The following is a 20541-nucleotide window of genomic DNA, read 5'->3' on the forward strand; positions in this document are numbered from 1 at the left end:
CTACAAATCCCCAAAATCAAATTCATTGAGCTCATCTAGCTTCCCCTTCTCTTCCTCGCTTAAAGGCTGCTGTAAGGCAGCTCCGGCCATATCTGCGTCAACACCCCAAATATCACCTAGCATCTCAGCCACTGCCGCCTTCTCCCTGGGCTCGAACGAGCTAAAGGCTCGGCGTAGAAAGACGAGCGAACGATGGAATGCGTCTTTCTCCAGCGAACCGATATACGCATCGAGTTGTTGCCACAGCGTCACCCTCGACAATAGGGCATATCGGTTTCGCATGGACATTCCTTCGAACCAGCCTGCACCTAGGTCGACGGGAATCCCAGGAGACAGTCGGCGCGAAACCTCTCGTGCAACCTGTTCATCCGGTATCTCATTTCGTTCTAGCACAATCGCGAAAGCAAAACCTGAAAGCTTAGCATTCCGATCATCGCGTGAAGCCAAATCCTGGAGTTTGTTAAACCATAATCCGTCATCAACTTGGTTATAATGTTCTTGGGCAACAGTATGGAGCGACTGAATACCTCGCACCATGCCTTGAGCGGCATCGTCGTTGCAACCAGAAGCATCTACAAGCAACAGCGTCCCCCGAAGGAACAGCTGCTGGAGCAGCGGAACTAGTGTTTCCGTTTCAATGCGGCGAATAGATCCATATCGGATCAGAACCGATAGTTCATAAGCTGCGGCAGCTATCTGTTCAAAGTTGCCAGCGTCAACGGCTAGCCCTTGTAGCGCGGTTTTGGCTTGTTCCATGAGCTCCGTCAAGTCGCAGTCGCAAGTGATACGGATCAAGTGTGAAGCTTCCGCGATATCTGCGCACGCCTCAAGCTTCTCCTTCAACACGAAGGCCGCAGCCAGCTCGATCGTCTCCCCTTTCAAGGTGGACTCCACCGCCTGAATCTCGGACTCTGGCGTCCAACGAAGCACCCAATTCTCCGCCCATGAGGCGGAAGCTTGGTGGACTCGCTCCTTCCTGGCAAACTGAATACCAAGCAGCTCAAGTCGCTGCAAGAGTACAGAACGCTTTAAGTCCAGAAACGCGGCTTCCTCGGACTTCACTCTACGGTTTTCCCGCAAGTCCAGCTCAAGCGTCGTCGCTACCGCTGTTTTATACTTTTCAAGCTTAAGTCTCTTAAGCTCTCTATTCAAATCGTCTTGAATTGGCGTTTGGCTGACGCCTTCGGGTAAACGACCAATGGCTGTACCAACATCAGTTCTAGCCAATGCCTCCGAAATCGTAGAAAGCTCGCCAAAGCCGAGGCATACAATCGCCGCATCGCGCAAGTCCTTCCATGTCGGCAAGTTTCCGTCGTGCATGGAGGCAAGCGCCTCCGCAAGCCTTACTGCCTCGATCAGCGAAGCTGTAGACCGATAAGTGCCATGCTCTCTTAAATGAGCTGCTACTTGTGAGAAATAGTGCGCAGGAAGCCTGCGAAGATCGCCGCTTTGCAGACACTGCCAAAACAGCTCGTAATACGCAGGAGCCTGATTCCCAGCACCATAACCGGAATGCGAAGATAGCTTATAGTACGAGTAAGGCATCAGTGTCAGCTTTGTTGTTGTTTTGGGCAGGCCCTTCAGCTCTTCATCTGTCATAGCAGGGGCTTGCAAATTCATTGCTGAAGCGTGATGTGCGCCAGTGACGACCACAATTTTATCTGGGGAATGACCGTCAGCTATCGCATCTTGAATTTTGCGTCTCATATACGCTTCCCGGATTTCATTATAAGCAGCTTCCTGTGGGGCAAGCTGCATCTCCTGCTTTGAAGTAAGTTCGCGCATTTGCACCGAAAACTGACCAATACTTTGCCGATAAGCATCTTTATTCAAATTATGTTCAAAATGCCGCTCCCAATACGCCTCGTAGTCCGGCTCATCGGACAGCTCAGCGATCCGTTGGTACAAAGTGCTCTGTTCCGAAGCATACAATTGAAAGTCTTCTGCTTCTTGCGAATGTGATTCAGTTGTAAATCGCTTGTGCTGCCGCTGTTCATAGAGTGCTAACGCATGCACAGACGGCAAATCAATAAATGCAGCTTGCGCATGGTTATGGCTAGCCCACATAAATGCCTGATATTCTGGCGAATAATTGGCATAAGGATACAGCAGTGTCCTTACTGGCAGCCCATCCGTGTAGGCTAAGATGGCAATCGGTGGAACAACACCACTCGATGTCAGCTCCCGGATCAAATGGTTTGCATCGCTGGGTCCTTCAACGAGCACAATCGTAGGTTTTATTTCTTCTAAAAAAGTTAGGAGGTGATGCGCGCCTGCAGGCGATAGATGTCGTATACCGAATACATGAAACCCTGATCTTGTGTCTAATTGTTCATCTCCGAGCACGCGAAGTACAGATTTCTCCATGTCGATCCCCGCTTTTTCATCACATTTTCAAGATATTCTTTCCAGACGAGTCGATCCTTCTCTTCGTCCTTGACAATTGCACCCTGTAACCCTGCTGCGATGTCTTCCTCACTGATGCGTCCGCTGCCAAAGCTTCCCGCAAGAGCCATACTGCCAGTCAGCAGTGAAATCGCTTCTGCTGTCGAGATGACCCCACTCGGCCCTTTCACCTTCTCTTTGCCGTCAAGCGTCATTCCACTTCTCAGCTCGCGGAAAATCGTTACAACCTTCCGCACCGCCTCTTCGTCGGGAAGTGTCGCTTTCAGTTCATAGCTGGCTGAGATTTCGCTGACCCGCTTGCGAACAATCTCTACTTCCGTCTCAATCTCTGATGGTGACGGAAGCACAATGATGTTAAATCGGCGCTTCAATGCCGCTGACATCTCATTCACGCCACGGTCTCGCGTGTTTGCCGTTGCGATGATCGAGAAACCTCTGGAGGCAAATAGTTCTCTGCCTAACTCTGGGATCGAAATGGTTTTCTCCGATAGAATCGAGATCAGGGCGTCCTGTACCTCCGACGCGCAACGAGAAATCTCTTCGAATCGAGCGATCTGGCCAGATTCCATTGCGCGGAATATGGGACTTTTAATAATCGCCTGATCAGAAGGTCCTTGTGCAAGCAGCATCGCATAGTTCCAAGAATAGCGGATATGTTCTTCGCTCGTACCTGCCGTTCCTTGGATGACTTTGCCGGAATCCCCTGTAATAGCAGCAGTCAAATTTTCCGAAAGCCACGACTTCGCCGTACCTGGCTCCCCGATTAACATAAGGGCCCGATCTGTTAGTAGTGTGGCGATGGCCATTTCAACTAATCTTTTATTACCGATATATTTGGGCGTAATGTTAATCCCTTTAATTTGTCCGCCTGTCAAAAAAGTAAGTACTGCTTTCGGTGATAGCTGCCAGCCAGCAGGCTTGGCATCCTGATCCCAAGTCTTCAATGCCTCAAGTTCTTCAACATACAATCTTTCGGAGGGTAATCTTACGACATCTTGCTTGTGATCCATCCCCATAATCCCTGTCCCTTCTCTCCATAATTTGAACTCGCTCCAGGTTCCGTTTCTGGCTCTAACTCTGGCTTAGCCGCAATAGCATCAGCAATGTCCTGTAATTGACTTTTCATGCCATGATAGGATAATCCTTCTGCGAACTGTCGCAGTCTTTCCGCATAAGGTTTAGGCAGCAGAGTAAGCAGCGTCAGTTGGATACGATCCAAGTAATAGAACTGCTTATTTCCGCCTTTCTCCAGAATGTCCATGAGAAGTTTAGGTGCTGCTGGATCGTTCTGACGGAATAAGATCAACAAAGAATGTGCTGTGTTCGTTTGCGTAAAGTTAGGTCGTTCTTCACATTTCTTGATGAGATAAACTGTCACTTTCGGATCGGACTCTTTAGCAAATCTGCATACAAGCTCTTCCTCATCTAATTGTATGAAGATATGAATCCATCTAGGATCCCATTGCGAAAGATCGAAAGAAACATCAGAGTCACTTGCATACAATTGTGCATGCAGCGATGGTGTCACCTCATACAGAACACGAAGTAAATCCTTAGCTGCTGTTGATTTTTTGTCCTTGAGCTCATGGCAATAACGCTCATAAACATCCGCCGGAGGAAGTATTCGCAGTGCAGCTTGGAAGCTGTACGCAATGAATTTGCGGTTGTAGGCTTCGTGCAACGATACTGCGAAATGATTCGCCTCCGGCAGATCCAATTCAAGCAATAAATTCGCAGCAACCTCCTGTAGAGCTTCCGTTTCTGGAATGATAAAGCCGGGCGAAGACAGCATAAGCTCTAATAAGCTAGCGACCTCAGGCACTCTTTTCCCATGCAAACTGCGAATATCTGCCATCAATTGTTGCGTAGATTCGGCGACTTTCGTACGAAGGTTAATGTGGTTAATCATCGTTGTGGCATGTTCAATAATGCTGCGAGTCAACTCGTTCGCATTGCACAATTGTATCGGCTCAATAGCGATATCCTGATCCTTGGAATTGAGCGCTTTATATAAGCGGGCAATGGCTTCTTCCGTTCCAAGACGTGACAAGGCGAACAATGCGGATTTACGGATCTCCTTTTTCTTGTCATCTGCTTGCTCTAAAATGAAATCTTCTTTCTCTGGATAGTCACTCAGAAGCTCTATGGCCGTAGAGCGGACTTCTGTCGATCCATCCTTCGCAGCTTGCAGAAGCAGTTCTACGTCTGGTTGCAAACGATGAAGGAGCTCCAAACGTCTGGCGTCCCCTTTTCCACCATCCAACTTGAATTGCTGTTTCAGACCAGGAAGTACCGCTACTCCTAGTGCTGGTATGACCTTATTTTGAAGAAAATCAGGGATTTCAGCATAGCTGTCATCCAACGCAGAAACAGCTGCTGGTATGACGCGTAAATCATGATACAACGATTCTTCATGTCCAAGACGCAGCTGCTCCAATCGTCCTTGGCCCTTTTGCGTCAACGCTTCAATCAGTGGATAGAGCTTGCGATAGGGAAGCGAAGTGGGAGGCGTACTTGCAGCATCAACTCCTAATACAGGGGTGAGCTCATCTTTGGACTCCGTCTTCCCTTGTGTGTACAGGACCGAGTTCAGCAGTATACCCAATTCCAACAACTTCTCGGCTGAGTTGCTTGTTTCCGCTGCTAATACTTGATCAACTGACTGTGCCATGCGCTTGAACACCGGCGCTGATTCGCCCAACTTGATCAATTGCGGAAGTATTTTCTGCAAACGCAAATCGCCTGCCGCCATCCCGCTCCCTGCGATAAACAAACGCCGCACCTCATGCTGCAGCTCAAACAAAATGTCTATACTCATGAAATCGTCTCCTAATTCTATTCATCAATACAGCAGGCGAATAACTTCATTTGCTGAAATAATACTTAGTGGCTGTGCCTCAAGCCGGTTATGCGTCCAGTTGTGTTCAAACATGACAAGCATTGACTGATTCTCGAGATGAGGTTTCGTTAACATTGTCAACAACGAGGTTGTTGGCGCATTAAGATACGGAATGTCTGCCAGTGGTAATTGCTTGCCTTGTTCATCTATTAATACAAAGTAAGATTCCGTCTTCTTTATTTCTGCGTATTGGAGAAGTACAACCGGATGCTTGTCAGAAAGCGGGTTTTTGATGAGATTTTTCACCTGTTTAATGACGTCTGTATATGATTTCGAAGCGGCTTGTTGGACATTCATATAATCATGCGTTCGCGCCTCGCGGTACGCTGCTTCTTCGAAACGCACCCTTGTGTTCAGCTCACCAGGGTATATCGCAAGTTCCTTCGCTCGTGCAACCTGAAAGACAGAATCTTCTTCCCGAATATATTTGGCTGCGCGGAAAGGTCTGTACGTTCGTGTTATGTGGATTTGGCCACTTTGGAGATCTGCCCAATATCCCTCATCGATGAGCTCACCTCTTGCAGGGTTCGTGTACGATCGGAACGATAGCTGCAGCAGCTCAATATCGTTGCGTACGCGGGAAAGTTCTCGAAGTTCAGCGATTTGCCAGGCATGCCCGATCCATTCTTCTAAGGTTGTTTCCCCATCGATAGTCAGATCCGGATTGTCCAATCTACCGTTGAGGTACTCTTTACTTTTCTTAATCAGAGCATGCATTGTGGTAAGTTGTTCCATGCCAACAGCATATACTTTTTCACGTTCTAGATCGCTTCTGAACTGCTGTGTGAATTCTCTGAGTGCGGATTGGATGCCTGGAATGAAGTAGTTACCTAACTGTTTCGCCTGCTCATCAGCAGTTTGAAGCGCTTTTTTATCCAAGCTGCCAAGTCCAGAAGTAACCAGTTGAAGGATCAATTTCTCAGCAATGCTGATGCCCTCCAGTTGAGCCGTTATTTTTTTTAATAGCGTTGACTTGTTCGTTTTACGTTTAGGAACAGGAGCATCCGTGGTGGCAGCTTCCTTCTGTTTCTCTTCCCGTTTTTCAGCTTTTTCTCTCTTGTCAGCAATGTCTTGAGGAATGGGGGCAATGATAAATGTCTTGCCTGAGGTGAATGCATACATTAATCCGAGATTGTGCTTGCAAGGGAATTGACGGCTTGGACATGTGCACCGGAATACAGGATTGCCTTCTTTAATGACATCGACTGAACATTGATAGGGGTCCTTGCCGCTTCCCTTGCACTCTCCAAAAATGATCGTCCCATCCTCTGACTGACAAAGCAGCGGAAAGCTGTTTTTCTTCACCAAATCCTTGCCATTCTTGATCGCACTGCTATTGAGTGCCAAACTGTCCACGTAGGCTTCCGTTAAATGATTCATCTTGTACTCCTCATAACTGGGTTATACAACCAATTTCCACACAATCCCTGAATTTCCTTTTAGATGGGTAAATCTTTCCTTAATGAATGTATGTGAAAAACCTGAGACATAGTCTCAGGTTTCATTGTCTCTTGCTTTTGTCCTCACCACTAAACCTATAGTTAATGTGGTTAATTAATTCAATCTTCGAATGGGCGTTCCCGAGAAATAAGCTTCAATATCCTCAACCACTTGTTTATAAAATGCTTCATAATTCGCTTTACCTACATAGCCGATATGTGGTGTCGTAAGTAGATTCGGAAGTGACCGATAAATATCATCCTTAGGCAAAGGTTCCACTTCGAATACATCTACCGCCGCGCCTGCGATCCACCCGCCCTGTAAGGCTTCGGCAAGTGCAGCTTGATCCACGATCGGAGCTCGTGACGTATTGATCAGATAAGCTGAAGGCCGCATTCGCTTAAGATCTTCAGCACGAATCAATCCTCTTGTTCGATCACTTAATACAAGATGAATAGACACAAAATCACTGTTCGCCATTAGTTCCTCTTTCGAAGAGGCAAGTCTCACACCTACCTCGTCAGCCCGTTCTTTCGTTAAATTCTGACTCCACGCCATAACATCCATTCCGAACGCATGGCCAAATTTCGCTATCTTTGTGCCCAGATTGCCGAGTCCAATTACGCCAAGTGTCTTACCGTACAAATCCGCGCCAATCGTGCTTTGCCACTGACCACTGCGAATCGCATTGTGTTCCGTGACAATGTTACGAGCAAGTCCTAATAACAGCGCCCACGTGAGTTCGGCAGTTGCATTGCCAGCCCCTCCCGTGCCGCAAACGATAATTCCTTGTGAAGCAGCGGCCGCCATATCTATCGAAGCGTTGCGCATGCCAGTCGTAATGAGCAACTTCAGCTTAGGGAGCTTCGAAAGTAGTTCAGCACGGAAAGGAGTCCTTTCACGCATAATGACGACAATTTCGCAGTCTGCGATCTGTTCGACCAGCTCATCAACGGAGTCGATATGCCGATCGATTCGAGTGACCTCCACCTTATCCAAAATCTGCGACCAATCCGCAGAAGTCAGCGCTACTTGCTGGTAGTCATCAAGTATTGCACAGCGTAGTTTCATCATAACGATATCTCCTTCGTAGTTGTCATAGTTACTTAACCTGTGGTAATTTAATATGTTCTAGAATAGACATAAAGGGCTATAAAAGCAATGATTTAATCTCTTTGGCGAACCACTTTGAAGCTATCTCCTGTGTCTTCCATTTCGAACACCTTACATCTCGATTTCGGCATTTGAAAAGGCTGATGAAGGATTAACAACCAGGTTCCTTCGAATGTCTGGAACATCATCCCGTGACCACTGTCTTCTTTCACAAGAGGGGGAAGTTGTTCCCATGGACCTTCCAAATGACCGGTAGTTGATCGCGCGATTGTCTGCACATAACTGCCTGTCTGATAACTGGACCAAAGCATCATCAGATGACCACCTGAAGTTCGGTACAATTGGCATCCGTCTGTTACATAAACACGAATGTCTCCTTCGGGGAGTGCTTCTTCGTTTTCCCAAAGTGCTTCCGACCCGTTGAATAAATGAATCGGTTCACCAACCGCTTCGGATAAATCTTCCTTTAAACGCACAGCTTCGATTGTTCCATCAATTGTCTGAATCCACTCATGACAGTAAACCATCCACGGTAGACCCACTTCGTCCACATATAAAGTTCCATCGAGTGTCATCATCGTTTCTGGAAGAACATGAGATTCTTCATTCAACAATTGAAACGGTCCTTCCAGTGAATCACTAACGGCTATAACAGACCCTCTCCAATGCTTGGAAAACCCCTGAATCGGTTCCCCTTCTAACAGTCTGTCATTATTATGTAAGGTGACGAACAGATAGAAACGCCCATTATACGTATGTACTTCAGGCGCCCAAGCGCCATGAAGTGGATGAGCCCATCCGCCTTGAGGAACGGTGAATACGATATAGGGGCCTTCCCATTCGGATAAATTCGTGCTTTTATACGTGAGGACTCCGTAGCTTTCCATCCCGTGTAACCTTGGTGACCCACCGGTGTACAAATAATAAACACCATTAAGGCTATCGGCAAAAACGAAAGGATCATGTGCAGGGATGTCGGACAGTTGGAGTCCTTTTTGCGGATTATTTACATCACAAGCTGAACTGTATACCGGCATATGAATCAACTCCTTTTAAGTATGTTCAAACACGGACAGTAGCTCTACTCTTTTTTTGCCAAATCGATTACGGATTGAATGAAAGGTGCTTTCATTTGCGTATAGGTTGTTCTATCTTCAGCAAATAATGTAGCAAGATGCTTTTTGAGCTCGGCATAAGCTGCTGCTTTCTCTGGATGGCTTCTAAGATAATTCCTGAAGAGAAGGTTATTGCTCCATTCGACACTAGTTCGTTCATAAACATGAAGATGATGTGTGCCTTTCTTCGACTCTCCCTTACGAAAAAACCTACGATTGGGAAATTCCAATTTGGGAACATATTCATAGCCAAGCGTTCTTAATGGTTCAATAAATAAGTCTGCTTCGTCCAGATTATTCACACTAACAGCGATATCTACGATGGGTTTGGAAGGCATCCCTACGATCGAGGTACTTCCGATATGCTCGATATTTACGGCATTGATCGGTAAATTTTGAGATATCTTCTTTTTTTCATTCTCGAATTTTTGGAGCCAATTAGGATTATAAGATTCGATGACAACTTCTTGTACCAAATACATCCCCCTTCCGGAGCAATTGTCTTGCAGGATGAGCTTTCTTTCATACTACCATTTTCCGCACCTGAATTGGGGGATTTTTCCTATCATTTGAAACTACAAAAAGAGCAAGCTGCCGCGGCAGCCTGCTCTTACATGCGATTCGACTTCGGAGACTTCACTCCGCTTATATAACTTGGAATATCGGTCTTTCTTTCACGTAGTGAATAGGAATCTCAGGGTACATACTTGTAAGTTTATTTGCCAGAAGTTCCATACCAGGCTCTTCGCTCTCCGCATGACCAAGCACGATCAACGCCTTATGTCTTCGTTGATAGACAGCATCCCTTACGTACTCAGGCGTTTCCCATTCGGGACCTTCCCCATAAATAATTAGATCCAATTGCTCTCTTTCAAATAGTGGAAGCGCATTCTGACCTCCACCACGATAACCTGCGAGCAAGGCAATTCTCGAACACGCCATCCCAAGATCGCCGTGTGCTCTTACGAAGGTAATGCCAAGCCGGTTCTTCACATGCTCCGCGATATTGATTACCGTTTCAAATGGAATTTGCAGAATAGTGTACGCAGCATGATGCTCCTGTACATAAGGCATCCAATTGAGTGTCTGTATCAAACCTTCCATGACACCATCTGGTGTATAGCGATGCATGTAATCATGGAATCGGAATAACGCGATACCCGATGTTTCCAATAGTCGTCGCTTTTCCTCATAGACAGGGTCGTCTTTTAGTGTGGCCGTATTATCATGGTGCGAAAAAAAGGGTCCTTCGTGAGCAATAATTAGATTGGCTCCCCGCCCAATAGCTTGTTCAATGATAAATTGTGTCGGCATGAAAGCGATCACAATACCGGTCACCTCAGTGTCAGGATTGCCGAACTTCAGGGTATCGACGGTATTCTCAAGCCTTCCGACCGGGGATATCAACGCTTCGATAACGGTTTGTATGTTTACACGCATAGTTAGTCCCTCTTATCATTCATGTACTTACTGTTTATTAACCAATCAGCCTATCCAAGCAACTAATCCATCATAACATAATCCAACAATTGGCTGCATCAAGTATCCAACCTTTGGTCGGAACTAGCATTCTATAGAGTCCGAATAGTTGGTCACGATCTGTTCTTTCCGCTTCACGAATCAAATGTATTCGACGCTCCTTTTATCCTCTAGATTTCCAGCTGGTTCCAGTAAATAATTTCCTTATAATGGGATTATTTTAAGTATTCGTGGTCTCATAAATATTTCCTTTGTCTACCGCCCCCTTAAAACTGCAAATGAACAAGAATACTATACAGACGTGAATGCCACCTCCCCACCATGCCTGATTTACAATTCAAAGGAGGAAACGAGTAATGTTCAAACAGTTCGATAAGTTATTTGGGATTGATTTAGGTACTTCTAACACAGTAATTTTCGAAAAGGGTAAAGGAATTGTGCTAAATGAACCCTCCGTCGTCGCATTTGATCAACATACAGGTGAATTATTAGCCGCAGGATCAGAAGCGCAAGCGATGATTGGACGAGCCCCCGCGCATGTGGATATCACGTATCCTTTAATACATGGTGTCATTGCAAATTTTGACAAGACCAGCACGATGCTGAACTATTTTATAAAAAAAATCCAAGGAAGACCCTCTTTTCTTCGTAGTTCACAAATTTACATTACGGTGCCGTGTGGCATTACGAACGTGCAAAAACGAGCGATTGAAGAAACCATTGTTCATCGTGGAGCCAAAAAAGCGATTGCCATCGAGGAGCCTATAGCAGCGGCGCTTGGAGCTGGACTTATGCTCGACGAACCCATTGGTCACTTAGTTCTCGATATTGGTGGAGGTACTTGTCAAGTAGCCGTATTGTCCCTTGGTGGTATTGTCGCAAGTCATACGATTAACCGAGGTGGCCTCTCAATCGATCGTGATATTATGGATTATGTGAAACGTCAATATAATATGGAAATCGGTGAACGAACCGCTGAACATATTAAAATGCAAATCGGAACGGCCATCCTTTCAGCGGATGAACGCTCGATCGAGATCCGTGGACGTGATTTGGTTCATGGTTTACCTCGATCTATCCGATTGGTCTCAAGTGAAATATACACCGTGGTTAATGAATTCTTGGATGCATTGATTGAGGCGATCAGGGCTACGTTAGAGCTTTGTCCACCAGAGCTTGCAGGCGATGTCATGGAACAAGGCATATTGCTTTGTGGGGGCGGCGCGTTGCTGGAAGGAATCGATGAACGTATCCGTGCTGAGACTGGGGTTGCGGTACATATCGCGGAACATCCACTTGAATGCACAGCCCTAGGAACAGGATTAATGCTAGGTGCTTATAGAACGAAGAGCAGACCTCTCATGCCGGAAGACTCGACTGATGAACAAATGGCTGTTAGTCAATGATAAAAAGCTTAGTCTACGAGGCGATGTCCCGCAGACTAAGCTTTTTGGTCATAACATACGATGAATTTCAATCTATGTTTATTCCGGACCAGAGTGGCATAATCACTTTCAGTTCCGTACCTTCTTTACTACTATTTACGATTTCAATATAACCGCCATGTGAGTTGATTATGCGTTGCGAAATGGACAAGCCTAACCCCATACCTGTTTTTTTGGTTGTATGGAATGGCGTGAAAATGTGGTCCCATTCATCTTCATGAATACCAGAGCCTGTATCAGTTAGCAGGATATGGATCTCATTGTTCTTCGTATAGTAGTCAATCTTGAGGATTTTGCGAACTGACTTGTCCATGGCATCGATACTATTATTGATTAAATTGATGAAGACTTGTCTTACTTTATCTCTATCTATCGAAACGATGATATTTTTAGACTGGTTGAATTCGATGTATACATTCTTTTCTTTCGTTTGGATGGAAGTTAAAGCAATGGATTCTTTAAGAACATCCACAATGTTAGCTTCCTCCGTTTGAATTTTGCCACTTTTGATAAAATGATTATAGTTTGTAAGAATGCTGTTCATATGGTCACCAGCAATCCCAATATGATTAATCATCCCTTTGGCGCTGCCATCCAACTGCTCATTTCGTGATAAGAGGTCGGAATATCCTTTCACAACTGTAAGCGGATTATTAATTTCGTGAATGAGTCCAGAAGTCGATATTTCAATTTGTTCTTCTTTTTCTTTTCTTTTTAATATTTGAGAGGTGTCTCTTATCATTCTTGTACTCATATGAACAAAAATAAAGAAAATAATGATAGAAAACATCATGACCGCAATTTGACTAGAATAAATGAAGGTTCCTGCCTGTAAATTTAATACACCGATCATATAGGTTAAAAGGAAAGTAAGGCTAAATAAAGTTAGGAAATTCCTCACATATTTATCCGTTACTTTTCGACTTGCGATTAACGTTAATAGAATGCTTACAATTAATAGTTTGATATGGTTTACAAATAAACTGCCCCATTCACCGTAGATGGGATACAAGACGGTAATTTGATTCCCGATCCCTTCAATCGACTTTAAACCTAATACACCATACTCTGTCCAATTAATGAGATAGATAAAGATAGACCATAGACCATAAAGAGTAAGCGTATACTTATTAATGATCAGATTCATCCATTTCGCTTCTTCTTTTGTTAGATATTTAAGTGTGATATAGCCAACATATAAAAAAGCTGGAGGAAGCATGATCGAACCAATTCGCAAGAGTTGAAACAGAAATAAGATCGAATCCGTTTTCAATACGTCGTTGCTATATAACACACTGACATCTAATTGCCATAAACTCATGAATAACATGAATAATAACATGGCATTGGTTAGTTTGGTTTTAAACAGCATCTTACAGGACATACCTAAAAATAGAGGTACCAATGACATAGCAGCCATTAGAATAAAATTCATAAATGAACCTACTTTCAATATCACAATTGGTTGATTATTTCCGCATACGCATAAGTTGTTATTGCGATATTTTGTACATTCCTGCAAAAAAGACCTACAACCATGCGAGGTTGTAAGCCAGATATTATGACACCGTGAATTATAGCATATCTCTCACTCTTCGTGGAATAGGAGTAATTACACATATTTATGGTAAATGGATAGCCGGATAAAGCACAATTCCAATTTGACTATTTCTGATCGTACATCTGCATCTTTTTAAGTAAAATATCGGAAGATACATAGGGCATTCCTGCACTTATGCGTGAAATTTCCTCACTGTTACCTGTGTTAATGTCTTCCCTCGTAGTAAAAAACAAAGAAAATCCAAGCTGTTTCGCTTCCTCAACAACCGACTGATTGTATTCCCCTAATGGGAAACAAAGGAATGAGAACTGATTATGAAGCTTAGTCTTCAGAAACACCTCTCCTAACAACAAATCTTCTCTCACTCGCTGATTCCTCTCTTCATCCGTTTCCATTCTTTTCTCATTAGGCAAAAAGATTCGATTCGTCAGAGGAGGAACTAGGTTCCCAGATTCATCCCGTTTTTTCTGATGCAGATCATATGTATGTGAGTAAAAGCTATAGCCATCGCGTCTCATTTCAAGGATTTGACTCCAGGTCAAAAATGGCAAGGATGGATTATCGGAGTCTACATCGCTCAAGATAAGGAAATTCGTCGCTGGATAGCCCATCTGCTTCAGTAAAGGATACGCTTTTTCATAAAAAGATCGGTAGCCATCATCAAAAGTGATCACCACCGCGTTCGGTGGTAATGTTGTCCGATGTGCATGGAAACAGGCGTAGTCCTCGACGGAGACGACATTATAGTGCTTATCTTTTAAAGCTTGCAGGTGCTGCTTAAATTTGGTGGGAGTAATTGTGATGAAAGACTCCTGATCATCTAGATGATGATAGGTTAGGAACAATGCTTTATTCTTGTAATGAATGGATTTGGCATCTGTGTTAAATGTTGTGGCTGCGCTTGCTCTTGAAGTCGAACAAAGCGAGTCTACAGGATTTCCTTGTTGTTGTCCTGTCTGTGTCCAACCCCCTGTGAGAAGAAACATAAGTAAGAAGTATACAGGCAATTGAAATCAACCTCCCAAACGGCTTCTGAACTATCCCTACAATATACTCACGAGGATAATAGATAGAACGTTTAGAGGCTTTCCTGAGTTTGTCGATTTTTTCGACTTAGCGGTGCGCGGCACGGGCTTTTGGAGGTAAAAAAAAGAGCCAAGCGCACATTACACATGCCGCCTAGCCCTTTTGTCATTCAAGCAAATCTATCCCTTCATCCCTAATTTAGCCAGATTAGTGAAGCTTATTTCCAAGCTTTCGAACGGATTACGTCCATAACAGTCGTCTTGCTCGACAGCGGCCCACTCCACGCCGATTTCCTCGCAGGCTTGAATTATGCCTTTGAAATTCATATTCCCTTCACCGATTTCGGAGAAACGTTGTTTCCGATCAGGGGTAACGATCATATCCTTGAAATGGACGACTTTCATACGTCCGTCCACCTTGCGAATCCACTCGATGGGATCGGCTCCGCCAGCCTGCACCCAATAAACGTCCAACTCAAAATCTACGGTTTCGGGATCTGACTCGTCAAATAATATCTCCATGCCTGTTTTTCCATCATATTTAGCAAATTCGAAGTCATGGTTATGATAGATGAACTGTAAACCAGCGCTTTTCAATTGTCTGCCAAAATCGGAGGCTTGCTTGGCAAAAGCTGCATAGCCTTGACTAGTTTCTCGGAATTCCGGCGGAAGTCCACCTAATCCGACATACTTGCAATCCCACGCCAAATGTTTCTCAATGACGGAATCCATATCGTTTAACAAATCATTATACCCGATATGCGTAGCACAAATGCTCAAACCTTCTTGATCCGTAAGCGCTTTAAATTCATGAATACCGATAGGACCAACACCTGATGCTTGCACAGATTGGTACCCCATTTGCTTCACTTTTTTCAAGCTGTCGCTAATGTCCTGAGGGGTTTGCAGAAAGTTACGAACTGTATACAATTGCGTTGCGATTCTCATCCATCTCACTCCATTCAACATATTTGGCTCTACATATATATATCATGGAATGGTCGGATGAGCTATATGATTCTATTAACTTTTTTCAATTTTACATATTTCTGCGATACTGTCCGCCTACTTCATATAAGGCCGTTGTGATTTGCCCCAGCGATGCGACTTTAACCGTCTCCATGAGTTCTTCAAAAAGGTTCCCGTTATCGCGGGCTGTCTGCTTTAATCGTTCAAGTGCCGCAGGACATACCAGCTTGTGCTGTTCATGAAAGGCTTGAAGCTGAGCAATTTGAGTTTCTTTCTCCTCCACTGTCGATCGTGCCAGCTCGATTTCAGCTACAGGATGATGATCACTCGGCTTAATAAACGTATTCACACCGATAATCGGCAGCTCTCCGGCATGCTTTTTACGCTCATAGAAAAGGGATTCTTCTTGGATCTTGCCGCGTTGATATTGCGTTTCCATTGCCCCTAATACACCGCCACGCTCATGAATTCGCTCGAATTCAGCTAACACGGCTTCTTCCACAAGATCCGTTAAATCATCCACAATAAAAGCACCTTGCAATGGATTCTCGTTCTTCGTCAAGCCAAATTCTTTATTGATGATCAATTGAATTGCCATCGCCCTGCGCACGGAATTCTCCGTCGGTGTCGTAACTGCTTCATCATAGGCGTTCGTGTGCAAGGAATTGCAATTATCGTAGATCGCCATGAGTGCCTGCAGGCTGGTACGAATATCATTGAAGTCCATCTCCTGGGCATGTAATGATCGGCCTGACGTTTGAATATGGTACTTTAACTTCTGACTTCGCTCATTCCCGCCATATTGATTTCGAATGACCGTTGACCAGATGCGGCGCGCAACTCTACCCATGACGGTATATTCAGGATCGAGTCCATTACTGAAAAAATAAGATAGATTCGGCGCAAAATCGTCGATATGCATGCCGCGGCTCAAATAATATTCAAGAAACGTGAATCCATTTGCTAATGTAAAAGCCAACTGCGTGATTGGGTTAGCTCCCGCTTCTGCAATATGATAACCGCTAATACTGACGGAATAGTAGTTTCGCACCTTATGATCAATGAAATATTGCTGCATGTCACCCATCATTTTCAACGCAAATTCAGTTGAGAAAATGCAAGTGTTCTGTCCCTGATCCTCTTTCAAAATATCCGCTTGCACCGTACCACGAACGCTTTGAAGCGTCCAAGCTTTGATTTGTGCATATTCTTCATCTGTAGGTTGACGGCCTTGGTTCTGAACAAATTTCTCTACTTGCTGCTGAATTGCCGTGTTCATGAACATGGCCAAAATCATAGGCGCAGGTCCATTAATGGTCATGGAAACGCTTGTTGAAGGATGGCACAAATCGAATCCTGCATACAGCTTATTCATATCTGCTATTGTACAGACATTCACACCGCTGTTCCCTATTTTTCCATAAATATCAGGTCGATAGTCGGGATCATGGCCGTACAAAGTAACGCTGTCAAAAGCAGTCGACAATCGCTTCGCTTCCTCATTTTGACATAAATAGTTGAATCGTCGGTTGGTGCGCTCAGGTGTTCCTTCTCCGGCAAATTGGCGCTTAGGTTCTTCATTCGTTCGTTTAAAAGGAAACACACCAGCTGTGTAAGGAAAGTAGCCTGGCAAATTTTCTTTCAGCAGCCATTGAAGGATTTCCCCTTCATCCTCATACCTTGGCAAACTGATCTTGGGAATTTTACTCCCAGACAGCGATTCAGTAAACAGGGTAGATCTCATCTCACGATCACGAATGCGAGTAACTAATTCATCTTGTGTGTAAGCTTCACGAATCTGTGGCCATTCCTCAAGCAGCTTGAGACATGTTGGATGAAGATTCGCATGATAATGTGCGATCATACCATCTATTTTGCCTATCAACGCATCCCTTTCTTCGGCCGAGTTCAGCAGACCCTGATGATCGGAAAGCATTATCTCCTTGGTTCCTCTTAGTTGAAATAGCTTACGCGCTAACTTGACTTGCTCAGCTGTAAATTGCTTATACTGTCGGATCGTTCGCACAATTCCCCCGAGATAACCGGTACGGTTTGGTGGAATGATCACATTCTTAGTGGTAACAGGCTGCAAATTCTCTTTCTCATCAATAGACCAATCTCCGCCTGTTTTGCCCGCAACGAGCTTCATTACCTCTTTAAACAGAACATCCGTTCCAATGTCGTTAAATTGACTGGCGATCGTACCAAATACCGGCATTTCCTGGGCAGGTGTATCAAATAAGCCATGACTTCTTTGATATTGTTTACGCACATCACGCAATGCATCTTCTGAGCCACGTCGATCGAACTTATTGATGACAACGATATCTGCGTAATCGATCATGTCTATTTTCTCCAGCTGAGTCGCTGCGCCAAATTCACTAGTCATCACATACATCGCCACATCACAGAGATCCACAATGGCAGAATCACCTTGTCCAATTCCACTTGTTTCAACAATCACCATATGATAGCCAGCAGCTTGGAGCACTTGTATGGCTTCCTTGGTCGCAACGCTTAGTTCAGACTTCGCCTCTCGAGTTGCTAAGCTGCGCATATAAACTCTTGGGCTGTTGACAGCATTCATACGGATACGGTCACCGAGGAGTGCACCGCCTGTTTTCATTTTGGAAGGATCGATTGAAATGATTGCGATGCTTTTGTCGGGGTATTGGGCGAGATAGCGTCTGACCAGCTCATCCGTTAACGTACTCTTTCCAGCTCCTCCTGTCCCCGTGATGCCAAGTACAGGTGCTTGAGTTAAAGGAGCTTGTTCATTTGCTAAAATAGGTACCAATTGCACAAATCGGCCGCTTCCAGCGACTTCTTCGGCTGCAGTTATGCTGCTTGCAATCACATTCCAATGGTTTTCTTTCGAAATGTGTAGGTCATCTATGTCATTCGGAAGCTTCCTTGGCGTAAGGTAGTCAACTTCTCGAATCATGTGATTGATCATGCCTTGTAGACCAAGTTCTCGCCCATCATCAGGCGAAAAGATTTTGGCAATGCCATATTGGTGCAAATGATGGATCTCGGAAGGAACGATGACACCACCACCACCTGCGAATATTTTAATGTGCCCGGCACCTTTTTGCTGGAGAAGATCGTACATGTAGGTCAAATACTCAATATGTCCCCCTTGATAAGTGCTTATTGCAATGCCTTGCACATCTTCTTGGATAGCGGCATGGACAACTTCATGAGCGGATCGGTTATGACCTAAATGAATCACTTCAACCCCCGATGCCTGTAAAATTCTTCGTATAATATGAATAGTCGCATCATGTCCATCAAACAATGCTGCCGCCGTAACAAATCGTACTGGATTCTTGGGCCGATAGACTTGTGTGTTCACAGGAAACCCACCTTTTTATCATTGTCGTCGTAGAAGCATCCAAGCGTTGTTATCGCGTTTCACTCGATTTCTATGCAGATGAGCTGCAAATCATGTCCGTGTCATTTTTGCAGGCCTACAATCATAAGCTTTTAATTGAACCACTGAACCATTCTTCGTGAGGCGGGTGAACCTAATGTCCGAGCAGAACGATCATGGATCTAAATATTTTGAGCAGATGTTGACGATCATTGATGTCGGTGTTCACCTGATTGATAACAAGGGAATTACTATTTTTTATAATGAGAAGATGGCGGAGACGGATGGTTTTAAAAGGGAACAAGTTGTAGGGAAAAATTTCTTCGACCTCTTCCCTTCGCTAACGAATGAAACGAGCACCTTCATGAAAGTGCTGCAAACAGGGATTGAAATCCGCGAAAAAATTCAAACGTACGTGAATGTTACGGGGAAAAGAATAACAACAATTAATAGTACGTACCCACTCTTGGAAAATGGCGAAATTATCGGTGCCTTAGAAGTAGCCAAGGACATCACGAGTATCGTTCATCTACATGATCAAATTCTGGATCTCAGGCATCAAATCTATGAATCCCCGTCCAAGGATAAAAAGAATGCGGGCGCTGCCCGTTACCATTTCAGTGATTTAATTGGCAAAAGTGAATCCTTCTTGCAAACTATCGCCTTCGCCAAGAAGGCATCGCGCACGAGCTCGCCTGTTCTGATATCAGGTCCAACAGGCACTGGGAAGGAATTGTTCGCCCAAAGCATTCATAATGCGGGAGCCCGTCGGAACCGACTGTTCATTGCTCAGAATTGTGCGGCAGTCCCCAACGAGCTGATGGAAGGGATTATGTTCGGAACCGCTAGAGGCGCGTTTACTGGCGCAATTGATCGCGCTGGCTTATTCGAGCAAGCCAACGGGGGATCACTTTTTCTAGATGAATTAAATAGCTTGGATTTATTTCTGCAGGCCAAATTATTGCGCGTTCTTCAAGACGGCATCGTACGCCGAGTCGGAGGAACCCATGAACAGCAAGTCGACGTTCGTATCATTACCGCCATGAATATCGATCCGAAGGAAGCATTAGGCAAAGGCTTGCTTAGAAACGATCTGTATTACCGGCTTAATGTGGTGAATTTGCACCTGCCACCTCTAGCGCAAAGAAAAGACGATATTCCCCTTCTCACTTCCCATTTTATTGAAAAATTTAACCACTTATTCGGCATGAAAATCAACGGAATTTCTCCATCCGCTTTGGCAACCTTAGTGAATTACCATTGGCCTGGCAATATTCGCGAATTAAGCCATGCCATCGAATCCACCTACAATATGATGGAGCTGGAGTGCGAACGGATCGAAGATCATCATCTGCCCGCTTATCTCCTGGGAAATACAATAACAACAGCGCTTCGATCCAGTCCTTGGAGGGACGATATTGAAGATTATTCAACCAGTAGATTAACCGATAAAGTGAAACAAATGGAAAAAGAAACGATCACAGATGCGTTGGCTTTGCATCAATATAACATCACGCTCACCGCACAAGCGCTTGGGATCAAGCGCCAAGCCTTACAGTATAAGCTGAACCGCTACGGCATCGTTAGAAAACCTTGAAAATCATAGGATCAGCATGACTCCGAGAGGGGTCTTTTTCTTTCTCATGTTGAAAAGTGAAATGTTGGCATCCTTCTTGCATCTTACTAATCGTGAGAAGACATTCATGCTGGAGGTGC

14 protein-coding genes are annotated in these 20541 nt (G+C 44.6%); 2 read left to right on the forward strand and 12 right to left on the reverse strand.

Annotated elements, in window-relative coordinates:
* The 8 genes from ACSQ8P_RS18765 to ACSQ8P_RS18800 all read right to left on the reverse strand — a co-directional run bounded on the left by ACSQ8P_RS18765 (position 1) and on the right by ACSQ8P_RS18800 (position 10413).
* On the reverse strand, positions 1-2367 hold the full coding sequence (locus ACSQ8P_RS18765; RefSeq protein ID WP_436236560.1) for a DUF5682 family protein: 2367 nt from the start codon (positions 2365-2367) through the stop codon (positions 1-3).
* Complete coding sequence (locus tag ACSQ8P_RS18770; RefSeq protein ID WP_436239555.1) at positions 2325-3416, reverse strand: ATP-binding protein; 1092 nt, start codon at positions 3414-3416, stop codon at positions 2325-2327. Before ACSQ8P_RS18770 ends, ACSQ8P_RS18765 begins: the two co-directional genes overlap by 43 nt.
* On the reverse strand, positions 3392-5224 hold the full coding sequence (locus ACSQ8P_RS18775; protein ID WP_436236561.1) for a HEAT repeat domain-containing protein: 1833 nt from the start codon (positions 5222-5224) through the stop codon (positions 3392-3394). Before ACSQ8P_RS18775 ends, ACSQ8P_RS18770 begins: the two co-directional genes overlap by 25 nt.
* A 24-nt stretch (positions 5225-5248) precedes the next feature.
* The gene (locus tag ACSQ8P_RS18780; protein WP_436236562.1) at positions 5249-6685 is read right to left on the reverse strand and encodes an SWIM zinc finger family protein; all 1437 of its coding nucleotides are present in this window, start codon (positions 6683-6685) and stop codon (positions 5249-5251) included.
* 174 nt (positions 6686-6859) lie between these two features.
* On the reverse strand, positions 6860-7819 hold the full coding sequence (locus ACSQ8P_RS18785; RefSeq protein ID WP_436236563.1) for a D-2-hydroxyacid dehydrogenase family protein: 960 nt from the start codon (positions 7817-7819) through the stop codon (positions 6860-6862).
* Between the two features lie 92 nt (positions 7820-7911).
* The gene (locus ACSQ8P_RS18790) at positions 7912-8895 is read right to left on the reverse strand and encodes a glycoside hydrolase family 43 protein (RefSeq protein WP_436236564.1); all 984 of its coding nucleotides are present in this window, start codon (positions 8893-8895) and stop codon (positions 7912-7914) included.
* 44 nt (positions 8896-8939) lie between these two features.
* Complete coding sequence (locus tag ACSQ8P_RS18795; RefSeq protein ID WP_436236565.1) at positions 8940-9455, reverse strand: GrpB family protein; 516 nt, start codon at positions 9453-9455, stop codon at positions 8940-8942.
* Positions 9456-9618: 163 nt separating this feature from the next.
* A complete protein-coding gene (locus ACSQ8P_RS18800) occupies positions 9619-10413 on the reverse strand; it encodes a Nif3-like dinuclear metal center hexameric protein (RefSeq protein WP_436236566.1) in 795 nt (264 codons plus the stop codon).
* Positions 10414-10808: 395 nt separating this feature from the next.
* Here ACSQ8P_RS18800 and ACSQ8P_RS18805 point away from each other — a divergent pair, with 395 nt between their 5' ends.
* Entirely contained in the window at positions 10809-11858 is a 1050-nt protein-coding gene (locus ACSQ8P_RS18805; protein ID WP_436236567.1) for a rod shape-determining protein, read from the forward strand.
* A gap of 67 nt (positions 11859-11925) precedes the next feature.
* On the opposite strand, the gene ACSQ8P_RS18810 is transcribed toward ACSQ8P_RS18805, so the two are convergent.
* From ACSQ8P_RS18810 to icmF, 4 genes are all read right to left on the reverse strand, one after another.
* Complete coding sequence (locus ACSQ8P_RS18810) at positions 11926-13239, reverse strand: sensor histidine kinase (protein WP_436236568.1); 1314 nt, start codon at positions 13237-13239, stop codon at positions 11926-11928.
* A 323-nt stretch (positions 13240-13562) separates the two neighbouring features.
* A complete protein-coding gene (locus ACSQ8P_RS18815) occupies positions 13563-14465 on the reverse strand; it encodes a polysaccharide deacetylase family protein (RefSeq protein WP_436236569.1) in 903 nt (300 codons plus the stop codon).
* Positions 14466-14663: 198 nt separating this feature from the next.
* A complete protein-coding gene (locus ACSQ8P_RS18820) occupies positions 14664-15431 on the reverse strand; it encodes a sugar phosphate isomerase/epimerase family protein (protein WP_436236570.1) in 768 nt (255 codons plus the stop codon).
* A gap of 91 nt (positions 15432-15522) precedes the next feature.
* Positions 15523-18807 carry a fused isobutyryl-CoA mutase/GTPase IcmF gene (icmF, locus tag ACSQ8P_RS18825; RefSeq protein ID WP_436236571.1) on the reverse strand — a complete coding sequence of 1095 codons (3285 nt, stop codon included), beginning with the start codon at positions 18805-18807 and terminating at the stop codon, positions 15523-15525.
* Positions 18808-18982: 175 nt separating this feature from the next.
* Between icmF and ACSQ8P_RS18830 the strand changes: the two genes are divergently transcribed.
* Complete coding sequence (locus ACSQ8P_RS18830; protein WP_436236572.1) at positions 18983-20422, forward strand: sigma-54 interaction domain-containing protein; 1440 nt, start codon at positions 18983-18985, stop codon at positions 20420-20422.
* Positions 20423-20541 lie beyond the last annotated feature (119 nt).

Source organism: Paenibacillus sp. LjRoot153, from assembly GCF_964253085.1.
Lineage (GTDB): Bacteria > Bacillota > Bacilli > Paenibacillales > NBRC-103111 > Paenibacillus_E.

Excerpts from the sequence above, each read along its gene's own strand:
- ACSQ8P_RS18765 (WP_436236560.1), bottom strand. The coding sequence starts at position 2,367 with ATGGAGAAATCTGTACTTCGCGTGCTCGGAGATGAACAATTAGACACA.
- ACSQ8P_RS18770 (WP_436239555.1), bottom strand. The coding sequence starts at position 3,416 with ATGGATCACAAGCAAGATGTCGTAAGATTACCCTCCGAAAGATTGTAT.
- ACSQ8P_RS18775 (WP_436236561.1), bottom strand. The coding sequence starts at position 5,224 with ATGAGTATAGACATTTTGTTTGAGCTGCAGCATGAGGTGCGGCGTTTG.
- ACSQ8P_RS18780 (WP_436236562.1), bottom strand. The coding sequence starts at position 6,685 with ATGAATCATTTAACGGAAGCCTACGTGGACAGTTTGGCACTCAATAGC.
- ACSQ8P_RS18785 (WP_436236563.1), bottom strand. The coding sequence starts at position 7,819 with ATGATGAAACTACGCTGTGCAATACTTGATGACTACCAGCAAGTAGCG.
- ACSQ8P_RS18790 (WP_436236564.1), bottom strand. The coding sequence starts at position 8,895 with ATGCCGGTATACAGTTCAGCTTGTGATGTAAATAATCCGCAAAAAGGA.
- ACSQ8P_RS18795 (WP_436236565.1), bottom strand. The coding sequence starts at position 9,455 with ATGTATTTGGTACAAGAAGTTGTCATCGAATCTTATAATCCTAATTGG.
- ACSQ8P_RS18800 (WP_436236566.1), bottom strand. The coding sequence starts at position 10,413 with ATGCGTGTAAACATACAAACCGTTATCGAAGCGTTGATATCCCCGGTC.
- ACSQ8P_RS18805 (WP_436236567.1), top strand. The coding sequence starts at position 10,809 with ATGTTCAAACAGTTCGATAAGTTATTTGGGATTGATTTAGGTACTTCT.
- ACSQ8P_RS18810 (WP_436236568.1), bottom strand. The coding sequence starts at position 13,239 with ATGTTATTATTCATGTTATTCATGAGTTTATGGCAATTAGATGTCAGT.
- ACSQ8P_RS18820 (WP_436236570.1), bottom strand. The coding sequence starts at position 15,431 with ATGAGAATCGCAACGCAATTGTATACAGTTCGTAACTTTCTGCAAACC.
- ACSQ8P_RS18830 (WP_436236572.1), top strand. The coding sequence starts at position 18,983 with ATGTCCGAGCAGAACGATCATGGATCTAAATATTTTGAGCAGATGTTG.